Consider the following 17,994-nt stretch of genomic DNA (forward strand, 5'->3'; position numbering starts at 1 on the left):
TCGTCTGGCCGCCGCATTTGCCAGTGACAACTGGCCTGGTTTGGGGGAACCGCCATGTTTGAAATCCTGATTGGCCTTGCCGCCATCATCGCCCTGTTCGTCATCATTTCGCGCCAGCAAAGCCGCATCGGCCTGATCGAACGCGAACTCGGCGCGCTGCGCAGCCTCGTGCTTTCGGGCGCCGTGCCGTCTCCCGCCAAGCCGGCCGAACAGGCGGCGACCGACGGCAAGCCCGCAGATGCTTTTCCGGCAGCTGCTGCGGTTGCCGACCTTGCGGCCTCACCGGCGAGCGGCGCCGTTTCGGCAGAGGCACCGGCAGTCCCAGCCGAGGCTGCAAGCGGCGGGGTCGTGGCCGGACCGTGGGACAAGGACGAGGCGAAGCCGGAGGCGGCGGAGCCCGCCGAGCCGGCAGCGGCGAAGGCCGCGCGCCAGTCCGAAGTCGAGACGGCGCTCGGCACCCGCTGGGCGGTCTGGGTCGGCGGCATCGCGCTGGCGCTGGGCGGCCTGTTCCTGATCCGCTACACCATCGAGGCCGGTATTTTCGGCCCCGGCGTGCGGCTCACCATGGCCGCACTCCTCGGCCTGATACTGATCGCCGGCGGCGAGTTCATCCGCCGCACCGGCTTCAAAGTGCCGGTGCAGGGTGCTGCCGGCGCCTATATCCCGGCGATCCTGACGGCGGCCGGCGCCTTCATCCTGTTCGGCACCGTCTATGCCGCTTATGGCATTTACGGCTTCATCGGCCCAACGCTCGCCTTCACCATGCTCGGCGTCATCGGCGTGACGACGATTGCCGCCGCTCTGGTCCACGGCCAGGCGCTGGCCGGCATCGGCCTTGTCGGCGCCATGGTGACGCCGGCGCTTGTCGCCTCTGAGGCGCCCAACCCCTGGGCGCTGTTCGGCTATCTGGCGATCGTGCTCGCCGCCACCGGGGCGATTGCCCGCATGCGCGACTGGACGTTGCTGATGGCTGCGGCCTTCGCCGGCACCGGCATCTGGACCATCCTCTACATGACCGACGCGCCCGGCGTGAACCTCTCCACCATCCTGTTCATCAATGCCGTTACGCTTGCCGTGCTCGCCTTTGTCTGGCTCGGCGGCCGCGGCGAGGAAGGACCCGCAAGCCGGTTCGACTGGCCGTCCATCGCGCCGGCTTTCTTCGTCGCATTTTCGGCACTGGGCCTGTCCGTCGATCCGGCCTTCGCCGCCGCAGGCTATGCCTTGCCGGGCGCCGTTCTGCTTGCCGCCATGCTGGCCGTCGCACTCTGTCGGCAACGAGCGCTGCCGCTTCTCCATGCCGCCGGTCTGGTGACGGTGATGATCTATCTCGGCATCATCCCGCCGACCACCATCGGCTCCGACATCGTTGGCGGCAGCCTCGGCGTCGACGGCCAGCCGGCGGTGGTATCCGACGCCCTGACGCGCAACATCGGCATCGGGCTTGGCCTGCTGTTCATCGCCGCCGGCTTCTGGGCCGCACGTAGATGGGCGGCAACCGCCTGGATACGATCCGCTTCATGGGCGGCATGGGGCGTCATCGCCCCGCTGGTCGTCCTGCTGGCGCTCTGGTTCACATTCGGCAATCTCGATCGCGATCTTCTCTACGCTGCGGTCGCTGCTCTTCTGGTCGTTGTCTTTGCCGTCGGCGGCGAGTGGATTGCGCGCGCCGAAGAGGCGCCGCTCAAGGGTGGTACTTCCGTGTCCTTCGCGCTTGGCGGCGCGGCGGTCGCCGGCCTGCTGATGCTGCACATGGCTTTCGGCTCCGGCTGGACCACCATCCTCATCGGCGCCGCCGCCATCGTGCCGGCACTGGCGACGCGCTGGCGGTCCTATCCGGTGCTCGGCTGGATCTCGGTCGCCGCGGTCATCGCCGTGCTCGGCCGCGTCGCCTACGACCCGACGATCGTCGGCGCCGGATTGCTGTCGACGACGCCGGTCTTCAACTGGCTGCTGCTTGGATATGGCGTGCCGGCGCTCGCCTTCGGTTTCGCCGCCTGGCAGCTCGCCCGCACCACCAATGGCCGGCCGCGCCTGGCCATGGAAGCGGCGGCAGCGCTGTTTGCGCTGCTCACGCTCGCCATGCTGGTGCGCCACGCCATGCATGGCGGCGTCATCGACACCGGTGTCATGACGCTCGCCGAACAGGCGATCTACACGTTGATCGCCATCGGCGCCGGCGCCATCCTGGTCGCCATCGACATGCGCTCGCCAAGCTCGGTGCTGCGCTATGGTTCGATGGCCGCCGGTGTGGCTTCGGTCGCCTTCATCGGTATCCGGCATTTCGTGGTGCTGAATCCGCTGTTCACCGACGAATCGACAGGCCAGATCCCGGTGCTCAACCTTTTGTTCCTCGCCTATCTCCTGCCGGCGGTCGCCGCCGGGGGACTGGCGCTCTACGCCAGGGACAAGCGGCCGAAATGGTATGCGCAGATGCTGGCCGTGGTGGCAGCGGTGCTTGCCCTGGCCTACGCCACGCTGTCGGTCAGGCGGCTGTTCAAGGGCGAGTTCATCGGCCTGTGGAGCGGGCTCGGCCAGCTCGAGACCTACACCTACTCGGCGCTGTGGCTCGCCATCGGCGTGGTGCTGCTCACCGCCGGCGTCTGGCTGAAGTCGCAGGTGCTGCGCATTGCCTCGGCGGCGCTGATCGCGATTGCCGTGCTGAAGGTCTTCCTCTTCGACATGTCGGAGTTGGAAGGCGTGTTGCGCGCGCTGTCCTTCATTGGTCTCGGCGCAGTGCTGATCGGCATCGGCCTGTTCTACCAGCGGCTGCTGACGAGGGCTGCAAAGGACGCGGATAAAGACAAGCAGGAACAAGCAGATTCCAATCCCGTCCGGGAATAAACCGCTGGACGCCAGCGTTATCTCATTGCTTGGGTGACTGGAGCGCCGACCGCTTCGCGCTGGCCGCTTGCGCCGCGCCGTGAAGGCGCGTTCAATTGCGATGAAATAAAATAGAGGTGACCTCGAAAACAGCGGTCATGAACGAGAAGAAGGCAGCGATCCTTGGCGAAATACCGCGTCTGCGCCGCTACGCACGCTCGCTGCTGCGCGACCGCGATTCAGCCGACGATCTCGTCCAGGACTGCCTGGAGCGCGCGTTGGTCAGGCTCGACAACTGGCAGACGGGAGAGAGCCCCAGGAGGTGGCTGTTTACGATCATGCATCATTTGTTCATCGACCAGATGCGCAAGGTGAACCGCCGCGGCGAGGCGCAGATGCTGCCGCTCGAGGCCGGTGAGGCGCAGGCCGCCCCCGCCGAGCAGGTCGAAAGCATCGCCTCGCGCGAGATCATCGACGCATTGCAGGCGATCAGCCCCGACCGCCGCGCCGCCCTGGTGATGGTCGCCATCGAAGGGTTTTCCTATGCCGAGGCCGCCAACATCCTCGGCGTGCCGGCCGGCACTTTGATGTCGCGCATTGCACGCGGCCGCGAAGAGTTGCGTGGTCTGCTCGACGACAACGCACGCCGCCGCTCGATAAGGGTTGTCGAGAAATGACCCGGCGCGATTTCTCCGAACGCGATATCCACATGGCCCTCGACGGTGAGCTGCCGGGCGAGGAGCGCATGGCCTACGACAGCTGGCTCGAGGCCAATCCCGAGATGAAGGCCAGAAGCGTCCGCTACATCGCCGACCGGGCGGCACTGCGTGCCGCCTTTGCCGGCGTGATGGACGAGCCGGTGCCGGCAAGGCTCAGGCAGGCCGTGCTCGGCGAAGCGACGGTGAGGGTGGCCGCCTGGCGGTCGCGCTGGTGGCTTTCGGCGGCCGCGGCCGTGGTGCTGGTGGCCGGCGGGCTCGCCGGTTATGTCGCCGGCATTGACAGTATCGGCAGGGGAGGCGGCGCTGACGATCAGCTCGCCGAGCAGGCGATCGCCGCCCATGTCATTTATGCCGCCGAGCAGCGCCATGCGGTGGAGGTGCCGGGCAGCGACAAGGACCATCTGCAGACCTGGCTGTCCAACCGCGTCGGCCTGAAATTGGTGGCGCCCGATCTGGCGGCCGAAGGCTTCCAGCTCGTCGGCGGCCGGCTGCTGCCCGCCGGCCATGGCAAGGCGGCGATGCTGCTCTACGAGGACGCCAAGGGCGAGCGCATCTCGCTGTTCGTCACCGCCGAATCGGCCGACAAGGCCAAGGGCACCTACATGGCGGAGCAGGGCGGCCCCGAGGCCGTCTACTGGCTGGACAAGGGCTATGGCTGCGCCGTCGTCGGCTCGCTGTCGCGCGAGCGGCTGGCCTCGGTGGCCAAGAGCGCCTATGGCCAGCTTCTGGCCGGCCTGGCGAGCTGAGTCGACTGCTGTTTTCCGCAGCCGGCACCCTCTCGAAGCGGCGGTTCTTTTCAGCGCCTCCGTGTTGCTGGGCCACTATGCAACCTGTCACAATTCGGCCCTAATCGGGGTGCGAAAGCGCTTGATCAATACCGGCGCTTCGGCTGGTATGACCGATGTTTCGACCTGGGCCGTTTCCACAACCCAATCAAGGTTTTCTGAGCCCGCATGCCTGCCGAGATCCGCAAGGCCCGCGCGTCCGACGTCGATGACCTCGCCGCCATCGAGAAGGCTGTTTTCGCGAGCGATCGTATCTCGCGCCGTTCCTTCCGCCAACTGATCGAGCGTGAGACGGCGGAAATGCTGGTCGCCGAAAGCGATGGCCGCATTGCCGGCTATGCGGTGGTGCTGTTTCGCAAGGGCAGCGGTGTCGCCCGGCTCTACTCCATCGCCATCGGCCCCTTTTTCGGCGGGATCGGCATTGGCCGCCAGTTGCTGGCGGCGGCGGAGGAGGCGGCCTTCGAGCACGACCGCATGTTGCTGCGCCTCGAAGTGCGCGAGGACAATGCCCGTGCCATCCGCATCTACGAGCAGGGCGGCTACCGCAAGATCGGCCGTGAGCCGGGATACTACGAGGACGGCGCCACGGCGCTGCGCTACGAGAAGACCTTGCGTGGCGAAATCCCGGTCGCCACCAGGGTGCCGTTCTACCAGCAGACCTGCGAGTTCACCTGCGGCCCGTGCTGCCTGATGATGGCGATGGCCAATTTCGATGCGGCCTTCCTGCCCGATCCGGTCATGGAGATACGCCTGTGGCGCGAGGCGACGACCGTCTTCATGATGTCGGGGCCGGGCGGCTGCGAACCGTTCGGCCTAGCCGTCTCTGGCTATGAAAGCGGGCTTGCGGCGGAGATCTACGTGTCCTTCTACGGCGCGCTGTTCCTGCAGTCGGTGCGCAGCGAGGACAAGCGCCGGGTGATGGAGCTTGCCCAGGTCGACTTTCGCCGCCGCGCGGAACAATACGGCATCCCGGTGAATTACCGTCCATTCGCCCTTGACGATGTCCGCAATGCGATCGCCGAGGGAAAGCTGGTGCTGGTGCTGATCAGCGGCTTCCTGATGTTCGGCAAGAAGGTGCCGCACTGGGTGTTGGCCATCGGCGACGACGGTGACCATATCCTGATCCACGATCCCTGGGTCGAGGACGAACGGCAGGAGACCATCCTTGATGCGGCCAACATTCCCGTGCCTTACGGCATCTTCATGAACATGGCGCAGTTCGGCCGCGACGGACTGCGAGCCGCCATCACTCTGGGGAAGCGCGACACAAAATGACCTGGGTCATACTAACAGGCAGGCAGAACGACCTCGACCAGGTGGCGACGCCGCACAAGATCATCACCAACCGTGATTACCTTGCGCATCCGGCGCTGTTTCGCGGCCAGCGGCCGAAGGTCATCAACCTGTCGAACAATTACGGCTACCAGAGTCGCGGCTATTATGCCTCGCTGCTCGCCGGCTCGCGCGGCCACAAGGTCATCCCGACGGTCGAGACCATGATCGACCTGTCGGAGCGCAAGCTCTACGAGCACGCGCTGCCGGAGCTGGAACTGGCGCTCAACAAATGCCGCAAGGATCTCGGCGGCGCGTTCCCGGCCAAGGTCGCTATCTTCTTCGGCATCGGCCCTTCCAGGGTCTGGGACCGCTTCGCCAAGCTCCTGTTCGACTGGTTCCGCGCGCCGGCGCTGGAGGTCCACATCAAGGACAGCGCCGAATGGGCCTCGATCCGCAAGATCGGCTTTCTTCCGCTGGCCAGGATGACCGAGGACGAAGAGACCTTCTTCCTGCGTTGCCTGGAGAACTACACCAACCGCGAGTGGCGCGACACCAAGGGCCGTACGCCGGCGCGCTACACTTTCGCGACGCTGGTCGATCCGCATGAGGAACTGCCGCCGTCGGAGATTTCCTCGCTGCGCTACTGGGCGAAGATCGCCGAAAAGATGGGCGTCGAAATCGAGCCGATCACCAGGAAGGACCTGGCCAAGCTCGCCAATTACGACGCGCTGTTCATCCGCGAGACCACCTCGATCTCCAACCACACCTACCGCTTCGCCCGCCGCGCGCAGCAGGAAGGCATGCCCGTCATCGACGATCCGCTGTCGATGATCCGCTGCACCAACAAGGTCTACCTCAACGAGCTGATGACCTACAACAAGGTGCCGGTGCCACCGACGGTGATGATCGCCGGCACCTCGGATCTCGAAGTGGCGGCGCAGACGCTGGGCTTCCCGCTGGTGCTGAAGATCCCGGATTCCTCCTTCTCGCGCGGCGTCAAGAAATGCGAGAACCTTGAAGAGCTGAAGACGCTGGCCACCGAATGGCTGGAGGATTCCGATCTCCTGATCGCGCAGAAATTCATTCCGACCGAATATGACTGGCGCGTTGGCGTGCTCGGCGGCCAGCCTTTGTTTGCCGTGCATTACCTGATGGCCAAGAAGCACTGGCAGATCGTCAATCACAAGGCCAATGGCAAGCCGGACCAGGGCGGCATCAAGACCTTCACGCTGAAGGAGACGCCGCCGCATGTCGTCGAGACGGCGGTCAAGGCGGCGCGCTGCATCGGCGACGGCCTCTACGGCGTCGACCTCAAGGAGACCAAGGATGGCGTCTTCGTCATCGAGGTCAACGACAACCCCAATCTCGACCATGGCTGGGAGGATTCCGGCGAGAAGGACGAGGTCTGGGTGCGGCTGACGCAATGGTTCCTGGAACGGCTCGACCGGCCGGGGCGGTAACGTTCGACTTAGAGGGATTGAGAGATGCAGTTCTTGGTGATCGAGGATTTTCGCGGCTGCGATCGCAAGGAGATTTACCGTCGCTTCCGCGATCGTGGCCGCCTGAAGCCGGACGAGCTTCTCGTGCACCACAGCTGGATCGCAGCGGATATGAGCCGATGCTTCCTGCTGGTGGAGGCCGATGACGTCACCCTCCTGCAGCGCTGGGTCATCGAATGGGCGGATCTGGTGGAGTTCGAAATCGTTCCGGTGGCGACGAACAAGGACATGGTGGAGGGATTGAGCGGGCACCTCTGACCGGTGCAAATCGTCGCCGGCTGTCGGGTCACCGAGGGATCAGCGCCGGCGAACCCACCGACCGTTGGCACTCGTCGGTCAGCCATGTCCTGAACGCCGCTACCACCTCGCGCCGGAGGCTTCGCTGCGGGATCGTCAGGCAATAGGTCTGGCTGAGCTCGAGCGCCCGCGCGACGGGCCTGATCAGCCGGCCGTCTTCGAGCGCCTCGGCGCAGTAGATGCCTTGCGCGAGCGCGACGCCGAGGCCGGAAATGGCGAGGTCGAGCGCCGCCCGCGACGAGTTCGCCGACAGGCCGCGCTGCCCCGCCCGGCTGGAGGCCATGCCGGCCGCTTCGAACCAGCTTCGCCAGGACGGAAAGGACGCGCCGGTCGGCCCCCAATCCGTATGGATCAGCGGCAGGCCGGCGAGGGTGCTTCCTGAGCTGCCGATCTCGCGCGCGATGCCAGGCGCACAGACGGGATAGACGGCATCCCTGACGATCTCCTCGGTGACCTCGTCGCGATAGTGGGAACGTCCATAGGACAGCCGGATGTCGATCAGGTCGTGGTCGAACGACACCGGATCGTCTTCGCCCCTGAGCGCGATGTCGACCGCGCCATGGCCGGTGACGAACTTCGCCAGCCGCGTCGACAGCCAGCCCATCGCCATCGAAGGCGGCACCGAGACGACCAGCCGCGAGCGTAGCTCAGCACCGCCCAATTCGCGCGACACGCTGCCGATCTCCTCGAAAGCCGTCGTCAGCCTGGGCAGCATCTCGCGCCCCGCATCGGTCAGCACGGCGCGGCGGTTCACCCGCAGAAACAGCTTGCGGCCCATCTGCTCCTCGACGGTGCGGATGAGCTGGCTGACCGCTGCCGCGGAAACCGAAAGCTCCTCGGCCGCCGCGGCAAAGCTGCCGCAGCGTGCCGCCGCCTCGAAAGCCTGCAATCCGCGCAAGGATGGAAGTGTGACCATGTTCACCAACAGATAAGTTAAGCTTATCTATCTGGCAGGAATCCTCGTTTTGCGAAAGCTATTTTGTCGATTAGGGTATCTTCGAACAGCAAGCATCGGAATGGAACACCAATGGACCATCGCGACGTGATCGGATCACTGACGCAGCAGCAGCGCGACCGGCTGACCGCCAAGTCGGATCGCCTCGGACTGGTTCAGCTCGCTGCGCATTGGGGTGCGATCGTCGTCCTCGGCGCGCTGATCGCCGCGAAAGTGCCGTTCTGGCCGCTGCTGATGCTGCCGCAAGGCATATTGATCGTGTTCCTGTTCACGCTGCTGCACGAGACGATCCATCGCACCGCCTTCGAGACGCAGCGGCTGAACGATCTGGTGGCGCGCGCCGCGAGCCTGGCGATCGCGCTGCCGGCGGACTGGTTCCGCTATTTCCACTTCGCGCACCATCGCTTTACCCAGGATCCCGAGAACGATCCCGAACTGGCTTTTCCCAAGCCGGAAACCTGGCGGCAGTACCTTGTCCACGTCTCCGGCATTCCGGTGTGGTGGGGGCATTTCAAGACGCTCTACCTCAACGCCACCGGCCAGTGCAGCGGCAGCTACGTGCCGCCGAAGGGCCACCCCAAGGTGCGCGCCGAGGCACGCGCCATGATCGCCTTCTATGCCGTCCTGCTCGTGCTGGCGCTATGGTTCAAGGCGACGGTGCTGCTCTACGTCTGGATCGTGCCGGCGCTGCTCGGACAACCGTTCCTGCGCCTCTATCTGCTGGCCGAACATGGCCGCTGCCCGCTGGTCGCCAACATGCTGGAGAACACCAGGACGACGCTCACCAACTGGTTTGTCCGCAAGCTCGCCTGGAACATGCCCTACCACGCCGAGCATCATGCCTATCCGGGCGTGCCCTTCCATCAACTGCCGCAGTTTCACGCCCTGATCGAGCGCCACCTCAAGGAGGTCGAGAACGGCTATGTCAGCTTCCACGGCAAGTATATCGGCACGTTAAGTTAGGACGATCCCGCTTACGGCCGGTTGTCGAAGCGCACGCCTATCCGGACTGGCGCAGCGCCGCCGCTGATCTCAGCAGCCGATTGATGTCCGCTGCCTTCGACGGCACGCCGATCAAATAGCCCTGCGCCTCGACGCAGCCTGCCTCGCGCAGCATGTCGAGCTGCGCTTCGGTTTCGACGCCTTCGGCGGTGACCGTGATGCCGAGCTGCGCGCCGAGCCCGATAACCGTGCGCACGATTGCCGCCGAGTCGCGATTGTCGATGTCGCGGATGAAGGAGCGGTCGATCTTGATCTTGTCCACTGGAAAGCGCCTGAGATAGCCGAGCGACGAATAGCCGGTGCCGAAATCGTCGAGCGCGATGCGGATGCCGAGGTCGCGCAGTTGGCTGAGCGTCTTCAGCACCGTTTCGCTCTCGTCCATCAGCACCGTTTCGGTGATTTCCAGCTCGAGCCGGTCGGCCGGCACCCCGGAAAAGGCCAATGCCGAAATCACGCTGCGGGCGAAGGTGCCGCTTTTGAGCTGCACCGCCGAGACATTGACCGCAATGCGCATCGCATTCGGCCAGCCGGCGGCCACAGCGCAGGCTTTTCTCATTGCCCAGTCGCCGAGCTGCACGATCAATCCGGTTTCCTCGGCGGCCGGGATGAAATCGTCAGGCGATACCAGGCCGCGCGCCGGCGAGCGCCAGCGCATCAGCGCTTCCGCGCCGACGATGTCGCCGGAGGCGATGTTCATGATCGGCTGGAAATCGAGCTCGAATTCGCGCCGCGGCAGCGCCGCCTCAAGGTCGGTTTCGAGCACCTGGCGCTCCCGCACCATGGCGTCCATGCCGGGTTCGAAGAAGCGGTAGACGTTGCGGCCTTCGCTCTTGCCCCGGTAGAGCGCCATGTCGGCATTCTTCAGCAGCGTGTCGGCGCCCTTGCCGTCGTCCGGGTAGAGTGCGATGCCCAGGCTGATGCCGATATGCATGTCGCGGCTCTTGTCGCGATAGGGCTTGCCGATGACCTCGACGATGCGCCTGGCCAGGCGTTCGGCGTCTACTGCACCTTTGACGTTGAACTGGATGATGGCGAACTCGTCGCCTCCGAAGCGGGCGACCACATCCGTCTCGCTGCGCAGGCAGCGCATCAGGCGCTCGGCGACGCATTTCAGCAGCCAGTCGCCGGCCGGGTGCCCGAACGTGTCGTTGATCGCCTTGAAGCGATCGAGGTCGAGCGAAAAGATCGCCAGCGGCGCGACCGTCGGCTCGCTCAAGGCCTGGTCGAGGCGCTCGCGGAACATCGAGCGGTTGGGCAGGTTGGTCAGCGTGTCGTGATGCGCAAGATGCGTCATGCGCTCTTCGGCGCGGCGGCGTTCGGTGATGTCGTCGAACGTCGCCACCCAGCCGCCGCCGGCGAGCGGCCGTCGCGCGATCAGCAGGGTCCTGCCGTCGGCAAGGCTGCGGTGGGTTGAACGCGATTCGCCGGCCTGCAGGCAGGCCATGGTCTTCGAAATTTCCCCGTCGATATCGATCTCGGCATAGATGCCGAGACGCACCAACTGCACGAGCAACTCGCTGTGGCTCATGCCGAGCGGGAAGTCGGCCGGCGTGACGTGATAGAGATCGAGGAAACGCTGGTTGCGCACGATCAGCCTGGCGTCGGTGTCATACATCAACAGGCCTTGCGACATATTTGCGAGAGCGGCGTCGAACCGGCGGTGCTGTTCCTTCAGCTCCTGCCCGGCGCGCCGCTGCTCGGTGATGTCCTCGTAGATCGACACCCAACCGCCGGACACCAGCGGCCGGTGCGAGATATTGATGATGCGTCCGTCCGACAGAACCTCCTCATAGGTCGAGGGCCTGGCCTGGTCGATGTAGGGTTTGCGGATGGCATAGAGCTCCTCGGCGCTGTGCGAGGCGACGCCTATGTCGACGCTGTGCTGGAGGATGTCGAAGAAGCGTATGCCGGGCCGCACGATCCCGGCGTCGAGGCAGAAGATGCCGAGATAGTTGCCGTTACAGATGATCATCCGCTCGTCGGCGTCGAACATGCACAGTCCGTGCGACATGTTCTCGACGGCGGCCGAGAAGCGCTCGTTCTGGTCGCGCAGTTGGTCTTCGATCCGCCGTGGCTGGCCGATGCTTCCGGCGCTCCGCCTGCGCGCGGGCGAACCAGCCTTGACGTGTGCGACGGGCATATAGGTGCCTGCGGACCGTGATCTGACGCTGTACTGTGGTAGTCGCCGGTTAATTTAGCGTTCGTTCACTCAGCCGAATGCACGGTAACCGTTGCCTGACGCTTCGCTTCGAGCGCCGAAAACCGCTTGAGGAATGCGGCCTGCGCCCAGGTCACAGAGCGCGGCGTGAAATCGAAGCGGTCGGCGTTGAAGCCGCGCGGGCGACCGAAGAACTCCGTCGCCTCGCGGGTGGAGAAGCCTGCAAGCAGCGTCGCCTCGTAGTAGGCGGCGATCTGGTCGGCGCGCTTGATCTCCTTGCGCAGGCCGGCACCAAGCTCGGCCGGCAGCGAAAAGCGCAGGTGGATGGCGCGTTGCAGCCTCAGCTCGCAGTCCTTGTAGGAGCCGCCCATCACAGATTTGAACGGTGAGATCATGTCGCCGATGACATATTCCGGTGCATCGTGCAGCAACGCCGCCAGCCGGGCGCCGGCCGAAGCTGCCGGCACCAGTTCGGAAAACAGCGCCTCGACCAGCAGCGAATGCTGGGCGACCGAAAAGGCATGCTCCCCGCTGGTCTGGCCGTTCCAGCGGGCGACGCGGGCAAGCCCGTGCGCGATGTCGGATATCTCGATGTCGAGTGGCGAGGGGTCGAGCAGGTCAAGCCGCCGTCCCGACAGCATACGCTGCCAGGCGCGTGGCGGCGCCCCGGCGCGGTCGGCCGCCATCAGGCCTCCTCCGCGCCGGCGGCATCCTGCGGAAAGCCGAACTTCGCCCAGGCCGGTATGGCGAGCGTCACCGCGACGTCGCCAGCCATGACCGACTGTCCAGCGTCGAGCGCCGTCTTGACCCGATCGATGCGAGCAATGGCGAGACCTGCAGCCCCTTGGGTCGAGCCGAGCGTTCCAACCGGCCGTTCGGAGACCGTCAGTTCCGTGCCGGGCGCGGGCAGGGGAGCTTGCGCCGAGGCGATCAGCACGCGCCGCCTGGCGGTGCCGCGATGCTGCATTCGCGAGACCACCTCCTGGCCGACATAGCAGCCTTTCTTGAAGCCGACGCCGCCGGTCTCGTCGAGCAGCACGTCATGTGGAAAGGCATCGCCGAGCGCATAGTCGCTGCCGCTTTCGGCAATGCCGTGGGCGATGCGCAGAGCCTGCCATGCGGCGGCATCGCCGCCCTCGGCCGCGCTGCCATATCTGCGCCTGACGGCAATGTCGCGGAAGCGCGTGTCGGAAACTTCGGTTGAATCAGAATGTGAAGCGATTGAATCACTTCCCCACGCGACGCTGACAAGCGCCTGATCGGCCTTGGCAATCCCAACCTTGGCGCGCAAGCGGTAGAGCATCAGCCGGCGTACGAAATCGTCGGCAACTTCGGCTCGGCAGTCGAGCCGCAGGGCATTCTCTCCGGCACGCGAGATCAGGAAATCGAACAGGATCTTGCCTTGCGGCGAAAGCAGCGCGCCCGGCTTGGCCTCGCCGGCAGCCAGCGCATCAAGGTCGGTGGTGAGGATGTTCTGCAAAAAATTCTCGGCGTCCGGGCCTGATACGGAAATGAGCGCGCGGTCTGTCAGCAGGGCAATGAGCATGGGGTGGACAAAAGCCTGATCTTGCAAAATGGTCGGCCTTTACGTAAGCCGCTGATACTCCCCCCGCAAGAGACCGGACCCGCATGGCCAGCACTTACGACCTCATCCTGACAGGCGGCACGGTGGTCAACCATGACGGCGAGGGTCTTCGCGATGTCGGCGTCAAGGACGGCCGTATCGCGGCAATCGGCGATCTCGCCCAGGCCTCGGCCGGTGAGACGATCGACTGCCGCGGCCTGCACATCCTGCCCGGCGTCGTCGACAGCCAGGTGCATTTCCGCGAGCCGGGGCTGGAGCACAAGGAAGATTTGGAGACGGGTTCGCGCGCGGCGGTGCTCGGCGGCGTCACGGCCGTGTTCGAGATGCCCAACACCAACCCGCTCACCACCAGCGAGGCAGCACTTGCCGACAAGGTGCGTCGCGCCTCAGGCCGCATGCATTGCGACTTTGCCTTCTGGGTCGGCGGCACCCGCGACAATGCCGGCGACGTGGGCGAGCTCGAACGGCTGCCGGGCGCGGCCGGAATAAAAGTGTTCATGGGCTCGTCCACTGGCGACCTTCTGGTCGAGGACGACGAGGGCGTTGCCGCGATCCTCAGCAACACGCGCCGCCGTGCGGCTTTCCATTCGGAGGACGAGTTCCGCCTGCGCGAGCGGCTGGGTGAGCGCATCGAAGGCGACCCGTCATCGCATCCCGTCTGGCGCGACGAGATCGCGGCACTGCGCTGCACCGAGCGCCTGGTGCGCATCGCACGAAAGACCCGCGCCCGCATCCATGTGCTGCACATCTCGACCGCCGAGGAGATTTTGTTCCTCGAGCAGCACAAGGACGTCGCGACCTGCGAGGCGACGCCGCATCACCTGACGCTCGCCGCCGACGACTATGCGCGTCTGGGCACGCTGATCCAGATGAACCCGCCGGTGCGCGCCGCGCGCCACCGCGACGGCGTTTGGCATGGCATTCAGCAAGGCATCGTCGACGTGCTCGGCTCCGACCACGCCCCGCATACGCTGGCCGAGAAGGCAAAGCCCTATCCGGCCTCACCATCGGGCATGGCCGGCGTGCAGACGCTGGTGCCGATCATGCTCGACCACGTCAATGCCGGCCGCCTGACCCTGCAGCGCTTCGTCGATCTCTCCAGCCACGGTCCGCAACGCATCTTCGGCATGGCCAGGAAAGGCCGCATCGCCGCCGGCTACGATGCCGATTTCACCATTGTCGATTTGAAGCGACGCGAAACTATCACCAACGCCCAGGTGGGCTCCAAGGCCGGCTGGACGCCTTATGATGGCAAGCAAGTGACCGGCTGGCCGGTCGGCACCGTCGTGCGCGGCCGGCGCGTCATGTGGGAAGGCGAGATCGTCACGCCCAGCCAGGGCAAGGCGGTGGAGTTTTCCGAGGCGCTGCAGGGCTAGGCACCTACGGCGTCGGATTTTTTAAGCGCTCGGCACTATGTCGAGAGCGCTATGAACGCAGAAATCGCGCCCCGCGGGAAGGCATTCGCATCTGGCCGGATGCGGATATCGACAACGGCCCTATCCATCCGCGTCGATAGCTGGCGAAGCTCAATCCCCGGCGACGAAGAACATCCACTGCCCGGTCGGCGTGATGCCGACACGGTAGAAGATATAGGCGCCGAATTGTTTCATGCCGTCAAAGTCGCCGGCGGTGACGATCTTGAACAACTCGACCCGCTGCTTGGCGTCGAGCTTGTCGAGCGGCAGCGCGAAGAAATACGGCCAGACGTAGAGTTCCTGCGGCGTGCCTGCATCGACATGGACGTAGCCGGCGCTAAGCACCTCTTCCATGATGGCCAGGATCTCCTGGCCTTCGCCGTCACCGGACAACCCCTTGAGGAAAGCAATCGGGTCGCCGTCGATGTCGCCCAGCGACAATTGCGTCATCTGATCGCCGGTGCCGATCAACGGCCTGAGCTTCTCGATGTCGCCGCTCCGGCAGGCCTCTACGATCAGGTCGTGCATGCGCCTGACCGGCTCGGGCAGCTTGGTGAGGTCGTAGACGACTTCCGGCAGCGGCGTCTCCGGGTCGGTGCGTGGGGTGGCCACGCCGCCATCGTTCGCTGGTCCCTCAGGCTCGCTCTTTTCGGGCTCGTCGGCAGGCGTCGGCTCCTTGGCTGCGGGCGGGGTCGTACCAAGCGGATCCTGCGCCGGCACGGCGCTTCCGGGCGGGGCCATGTCATTGTTGGCGGGTGGCGTGATGGGTGAGGGAAGCTCCTCGCGCTTGATCTCACTCAGCGCGCGAGCCGGGCTGGTCGTGAGACAGAGCGCCAGCGGAACCGCGGCGCAGAAAGCGGCGAGCCAGATTCTGTAAACCAGGCCACGCGGCTGGCCTGACGTCGAAAAATTCACCGCCTGCCTCTCCTTAGAGCAATTCCAGGAAAAGTGCATAGCGGTTTTCCGTCCGGAATTGCGTAAAAACAAATACCTAGAGCGGGTCGGCGATTCTATCAAAAGCTGAACCGCTCTAGTGCCCGGGCTTTCCGGGCCGTTCAAGCGCCCCGAGCCTGTCCGGATGTTCGGGCATGAGCCCAAACGGCGCGCCATCGTCAAAGAACCGTACGTCGTTCAAGGGACGCGCGGCGTCTAGTGTCGCAGCCGCTCCGGCTCGAAAGCGCCAGCGACCACCTTTTCCCGCATGCGGTCGAGCAGGGCAAGGGCCGAGGTCTCGCCATTGGCGCGCAGCATCTCGCCGAACGCGGTTTCCAGCGCCGCCTCGGCAATAATCTCGGGCTCGATTCCGGCCGACAACCCTTCCGCCCAGGCCTCGCTGTGGCTTTCCACGGCAGTCAGGCGCTTTTCTTCCCTGACCAACGCGTCGATGTCGTTGACGGCATGTTCCATTGCGATGTCCACCCTTTTCAAGCGGCGATCCGTGGGTGCGGATCAGGCTTGGGCTGTCCCTTCATGCGCAGGTCTCAGTAACTGTTTGTAAATACGACATTTTTTTGGTCGTGCTCTACAAAGTCCGTCGCGTTGCAAAAACCTGCCTTCGATCGTTTTCAAACTTAGCCGATTAGACCGGCGAGCGGCATCAAAACCTTCAGTTTGAGTTAATTCCACATCCGCGCGCTAACGTTTCGTTAATATAGTTGCAGAAGTGCAACATCAGAATTGCACCAAGACGTCGGTGACACAAGCAGGGAGCGGTGAAAAGCCTGTTGGTATCGAACGGGACAGCAACCCGGATGCCGGTCAGTTGCCGTAGCGCGAGGCGATGTCGCGCGTCAGCGTCTCGCCTTCCTTGGTATAGCGGCTGATGGCTTCTATCGCCGACGCCGTGCATTGCGTGTAGGTGCCGCCGAAGGAGCGGTAGCCGCGGTTGAAGCTGGCGATGAAGCGGGCGCGCCGCTCGGGATCGGGATTTTCCGAATCGAGCAGCTTTTCCATCTCGACCCGCCATTGGTCGCCCTTCTCGCCGCACAAATTGCGCAGGAAATGCAGCGAACCCAGAACTTCCGCCAGCCGCATCAGCCCAGGCTCGAACGGCGCCTCGGTGGCCAAAGCCGGCCGCATGGCGGTGCTGGCGGCGAGGCATGCGGCGAGAAACAGCGAGGCACGGGTCATCAGGCTTTGTGGCCAAACAATTTGTCGCCCGCAAGACGATTCTCATGGCCAGGCGCCAGCACCCTTGTTGGCGCCGAGCAACTGTTCCGCCACAACAAACACCGCATCGGCGAGCGGCATCGCAGCCGTCTCGTCGAGCGTATAGAAAGCGGCGGTCTCGGCATCGTCGCTGGCCGTCGCCTCGCCGCCGGCATAGGTGGCGCCGAACACCGTCAGGAGATAGTCGACCGGGTGATTCTCGCCGCTGCCGTCGATGTGAATTTCGTGCAGCGGACGATAGTCCTCGGCCAGCAGCCCGGTCTCTTCAAGCAATTCGCGGGCCGCCGCTTGCGCAAGCGTCTCGCCGGGCTCGACCTTGCCGCCCGGAAAGGCATAAACCCCTTGCGAGGGCGGCCTTGCCCGCTTGACCAGCAACACCGTGTCGCCGCGCACGACGGCAACCGAGACTGCTGGAAGTGTCTTTCGCTTCTCGTCCATCAATCCTCGATCTGCAGCCCTTGTGGACCAGCAGGAAGCAAACAGCTTTAGCGGTTGCGCAACGCCGGTTCCATCGCCACTTTCGCGCCTGATCAATTCAACGAGCTTGCCAATGTGCGGACGCTTTGCCTTGACCGCGACGCCGGACCAGACCGCGGCTCTTCTCGGCTTGGCGGAGTTGGAGGATTTTCCGGCGCGCTACAACATCGCGCCGACGCAGCCCGTGCTGATGGCGCTTGCGGGACCGCCGCGTGCACCGGGCTCGAACCTGCCGGACCGGCAGGCGATGCTGGTGCGCTGGGGGCTGATCCCGGCGTGGGTCAAGGATACCAGAGAGTTTCCGCTGCTGTTCAACGCTCGCTCGGAAGGGGCGGCGGAAAGGGCCTCGTTTAAAGCCGCCATGCGCCATCGCCGCGCTTTGGTGCCGGCTTCAGGCTTTTACGAGTGGCGGCAAACTGCCGGCAAGAAAGGCCAGCCTTATTGGATCCGTCCGAAGCATGGCGGGCTCGTCGCCTTCGCCGGGCTGGTCGAGACCTATGCCGAACCGGGCGGCTCGGAGATGGATACCGGTGCCATCCTCACCGTGCACGCCAATGCCGATATCGCCCATATCCACGACCGCATGCCGGTGGTGATCGCGCGTGAGGATTTCGACCGCTGGCTGGACTGCCGCACCCAGGAGCCACGCGACGTGGTAGACCTCCTGCGGCCCGCACCGCTTGATTTCTTCGAAGCGATCCCTGTTTCCGACCTCGTCAACAAGGTCGCCAACACCGGACCGGAGATTCAGGAGCGGGGCGTCGTCAGGCCGGAGCCCGAGAAGGTCAGGCGCCAGAAGCCTGGCGCGGACGAAAGTCAGATGACCCTATTTTGAAGC

The 17,994-nt window shown here is 64.8% G+C and carries 17 protein-coding genes; 9 read left to right on the forward strand and 8 right to left on the reverse strand.

Annotated elements, in window-relative coordinates; all coding sequences use genetic code 11:
- Positions 1–54: 54 nt before the first annotated feature.
- From ACSQ3Z_RS13540 to ACSQ3Z_RS13565, 6 genes are all read left to right on the forward strand, one after another.
- Positions 55–2,841 carry a DUF2339 domain-containing protein gene (locus tag ACSQ3Z_RS13540; protein ID WP_436171751.1) on the forward strand — a complete coding sequence of 929 codons (2,787 nt, stop codon included), beginning with the start codon at positions 55–57 and terminating at the stop codon, positions 2,839–2,841.
- A gap of 137 nt (positions 2,842–2,978) precedes the next feature.
- Entirely contained in the window at positions 2,979–3,497 is a 519-nt protein-coding gene (locus ACSQ3Z_RS13545) for a sigma-70 family RNA polymerase sigma factor (RefSeq protein WP_436171752.1), read from the forward strand.
- Positions 3,494–4,285 (forward strand): anti-sigma factor family protein, encoded by a 792-nt coding sequence (locus ACSQ3Z_RS13550; protein ID WP_436171753.1) that lies wholly within the window; start codon positions 3,494–3,496, stop codon positions 4,283–4,285. Before ACSQ3Z_RS13545 ends, ACSQ3Z_RS13550 begins: the two co-directional genes overlap by 4 nt.
- 207 nt (positions 4,286–4,492) lie before the next feature.
- Positions 4,493–5,599 (forward strand): peptidase C39 family protein, encoded by a 1,107-nt coding sequence (locus tag ACSQ3Z_RS13555; protein WP_436171754.1) that lies wholly within the window; start codon positions 4,493–4,495, stop codon positions 5,597–5,599.
- Entirely contained in the window at positions 5,596–7,059 is a 1,464-nt protein-coding gene (locus ACSQ3Z_RS13560; protein ID WP_436171755.1) for a RimK family protein, read from the forward strand. Before ACSQ3Z_RS13555 ends, ACSQ3Z_RS13560 begins: the two co-directional genes overlap by 4 nt.
- 24 nt (positions 7,060–7,083) lie before the next feature.
- Positions 7,084–7,356, forward strand: coding sequence for a DUF3303 domain-containing protein (locus ACSQ3Z_RS13565; protein WP_436171756.1), 273 nt, complete (start codon positions 7,084–7,086; stop codon positions 7,354–7,356).
- Positions 7,357–7,384: 28 nt separating this feature from the next.
- Here ACSQ3Z_RS13565 and ACSQ3Z_RS13570 read toward each other — a convergent pair whose 3' ends face one another.
- On the reverse strand, positions 7,385–8,311 hold the full coding sequence (locus ACSQ3Z_RS13570) for a LysR substrate-binding domain-containing protein (RefSeq protein WP_436171757.1): 927 nt from the start codon (positions 8,309–8,311) through the stop codon (positions 7,385–7,387).
- Positions 8,312–8,422: 111 nt separating this feature from the next.
- Here ACSQ3Z_RS13570 and ACSQ3Z_RS13575 point away from each other — a divergent pair, with 111 nt between their 5' ends.
- Entirely contained in the window at positions 8,423–9,313 is an 891-nt protein-coding gene (locus ACSQ3Z_RS13575; protein WP_436171758.1) for a fatty acid desaturase family protein, read from the forward strand.
- 37 nt (positions 9,314–9,350) lie between these two features.
- Here ACSQ3Z_RS13575 and ACSQ3Z_RS13580 read toward each other — a convergent pair whose 3' ends face one another.
- The 3 genes from ACSQ3Z_RS13580 to ygfZ form a co-directional block, all read right to left on the reverse strand.
- A complete protein-coding gene (locus ACSQ3Z_RS13580; protein ID WP_436171759.1) occupies positions 9,351–11,492 on the reverse strand; it encodes a putative bifunctional diguanylate cyclase/phosphodiesterase in 2,142 nt (713 codons plus the stop codon).
- 65 nt (positions 11,493–11,557) lie between these two features.
- Positions 11,558–12,196, reverse strand: a complete 639-nt coding sequence (locus ACSQ3Z_RS13585; protein ID WP_436171760.1) for a hydrolase — start codon at positions 12,194–12,196, stop codon at positions 11,558–11,560.
- Positions 12,196–13,056 carry a CAF17-like 4Fe-4S cluster assembly/insertion protein YgfZ gene (gene ygfZ, locus ACSQ3Z_RS13590; protein WP_436171761.1) on the reverse strand — a complete coding sequence of 287 codons (861 nt, stop codon included), beginning with the start codon at positions 13,054–13,056 and terminating at the stop codon, positions 12,196–12,198. The genes ACSQ3Z_RS13585 and ygfZ overlap by 1 nt, the downstream gene beginning before the upstream one ends.
- An 83-nt stretch (positions 13,057–13,139) precedes the next feature.
- Here ygfZ and ACSQ3Z_RS13595 point away from each other — a divergent pair, with 83 nt between their 5' ends.
- Positions 13,140–14,471 carry a dihydroorotase gene (locus ACSQ3Z_RS13595; RefSeq protein ID WP_436171762.1) on the forward strand — a complete coding sequence of 444 codons (1,332 nt, stop codon included), beginning with the start codon at positions 13,140–13,142 and terminating at the stop codon, positions 14,469–14,471.
- 150 nt (positions 14,472–14,621) lie between these two features.
- Here ACSQ3Z_RS13595 and ACSQ3Z_RS13600 read toward each other — a convergent pair whose 3' ends face one another.
- The 4 genes from ACSQ3Z_RS13600 to ACSQ3Z_RS13615 all read right to left on the reverse strand — a co-directional run bounded on the left by ACSQ3Z_RS13600 (position 14,622) and on the right by ACSQ3Z_RS13615 (position 17,117).
- Complete coding sequence (locus tag ACSQ3Z_RS13600) at positions 14,622–15,425, reverse strand: hypothetical protein (protein ID WP_436171763.1); 804 nt, start codon at positions 15,423–15,425, stop codon at positions 14,622–14,624.
- 234 nt (positions 15,426–15,659) lie between these two features.
- Positions 15,660–15,917, reverse strand: coding sequence for a hypothetical protein (locus ACSQ3Z_RS13605; protein ID WP_006202258.1), 258 nt, complete (start codon positions 15,915–15,917; stop codon positions 15,660–15,662).
- Between the two features lie 351 nt (positions 15,918–16,268).
- Entirely contained in the window at positions 16,269–16,640 is a 372-nt protein-coding gene (locus ACSQ3Z_RS13610; protein WP_436171764.1) for a TIGR02301 family protein, read from the reverse strand.
- Positions 16,641–16,682: 42 nt separating this feature from the next.
- A complete protein-coding gene (locus tag ACSQ3Z_RS13615) occupies positions 16,683–17,117 on the reverse strand; it encodes an NUDIX hydrolase (RefSeq protein ID WP_436171765.1) in 435 nt (144 codons plus the stop codon).
- A gap of 112 nt (positions 17,118–17,229) precedes the next feature.
- On the opposite strand from ACSQ3Z_RS13615, the gene ACSQ3Z_RS13620 reads away from it, so the two are divergent.
- Entirely contained in the window at positions 17,230–17,991 is a 762-nt protein-coding gene (locus ACSQ3Z_RS13620; RefSeq protein ID WP_436171766.1) for an SOS response-associated peptidase, read from the forward strand.
- Positions 17,992–17,994 lie beyond the last annotated feature (3 nt).

The organism is Mesorhizobium sp. LjNodule214, from assembly GCF_964252735.1.
Classification (GTDB): Bacteria; Pseudomonadota; Alphaproteobacteria; order Rhizobiales; family Rhizobiaceae; genus Mesorhizobium.

Excerpts from the sequence above, each read along its gene's own strand:
- ACSQ3Z_RS13540 (WP_436171751.1), top strand. The coding sequence starts at position 55 with ATGTTTGAAATCCTGATTGGCCTTGCCGCCATCATCGCCCTGTTCGTC.
- ACSQ3Z_RS13545 (WP_436171752.1), top strand. The coding sequence starts at position 2,979 with ATGAACGAGAAGAAGGCAGCGATCCTTGGCGAAATACCGCGTCTGCGC.
- ACSQ3Z_RS13550 (WP_436171753.1), top strand. The coding sequence starts at position 3,494 with ATGACCCGGCGCGATTTCTCCGAACGCGATATCCACATGGCCCTCGAC.
- ACSQ3Z_RS13555 (WP_436171754.1), top strand. The coding sequence starts at position 4,493 with ATGCCTGCCGAGATCCGCAAGGCCCGCGCGTCCGACGTCGATGACCTC.
- ACSQ3Z_RS13560 (WP_436171755.1), top strand. The coding sequence starts at position 5,596 with ATGACCTGGGTCATACTAACAGGCAGGCAGAACGACCTCGACCAGGTG.
- ACSQ3Z_RS13565 (WP_436171756.1), top strand. The coding sequence starts at position 7,084 with ATGCAGTTCTTGGTGATCGAGGATTTTCGCGGCTGCGATCGCAAGGAG.
- ACSQ3Z_RS13570 (WP_436171757.1), bottom strand. The coding sequence starts at position 8,311 with ATGGTCACACTTCCATCCTTGCGCGGATTGCAGGCTTTCGAGGCGGCG.
- ACSQ3Z_RS13575 (WP_436171758.1), top strand. The coding sequence starts at position 8,423 with ATGGACCATCGCGACGTGATCGGATCACTGACGCAGCAGCAGCGCGAC.
- ACSQ3Z_RS13580 (WP_436171759.1), bottom strand. The coding sequence starts at position 11,492 with ATGCCCGTCGCACACGTCAAGGCTGGTTCGCCCGCGCGCAGGCGGAGC.
- ACSQ3Z_RS13585 (WP_436171760.1), bottom strand. The coding sequence starts at position 12,196 with ATGGCGGCCGACCGCGCCGGGGCGCCGCCACGCGCCTGGCAGCGTATG.
- ygfZ (WP_436171761.1), bottom strand. The coding sequence starts at position 13,056 with ATGCTCATTGCCCTGCTGACAGACCGCGCGCTCATTTCCGTATCAGGC.
- ACSQ3Z_RS13595 (WP_436171762.1), top strand. The coding sequence starts at position 13,140 with ATGGCCAGCACTTACGACCTCATCCTGACAGGCGGCACGGTGGTCAAC.
- ACSQ3Z_RS13605 (WP_006202258.1), bottom strand. The coding sequence starts at position 15,917 with ATGGAACATGCCGTCAACGACATCGACGCGTTGGTCAGGGAAGAAAAG.
- ACSQ3Z_RS13610 (WP_436171764.1), bottom strand. The coding sequence starts at position 16,640 with ATGACCCGTGCCTCGCTGTTTCTCGCCGCATGCCTCGCCGCCAGCACC.
- ACSQ3Z_RS13615 (WP_436171765.1), bottom strand. The coding sequence starts at position 17,117 with ATGGACGAGAAGCGAAAGACACTTCCAGCAGTCTCGGTTGCCGTCGTG.
- ACSQ3Z_RS13620 (WP_436171766.1), top strand. The coding sequence starts at position 17,230 with ATGTGCGGACGCTTTGCCTTGACCGCGACGCCGGACCAGACCGCGGCT.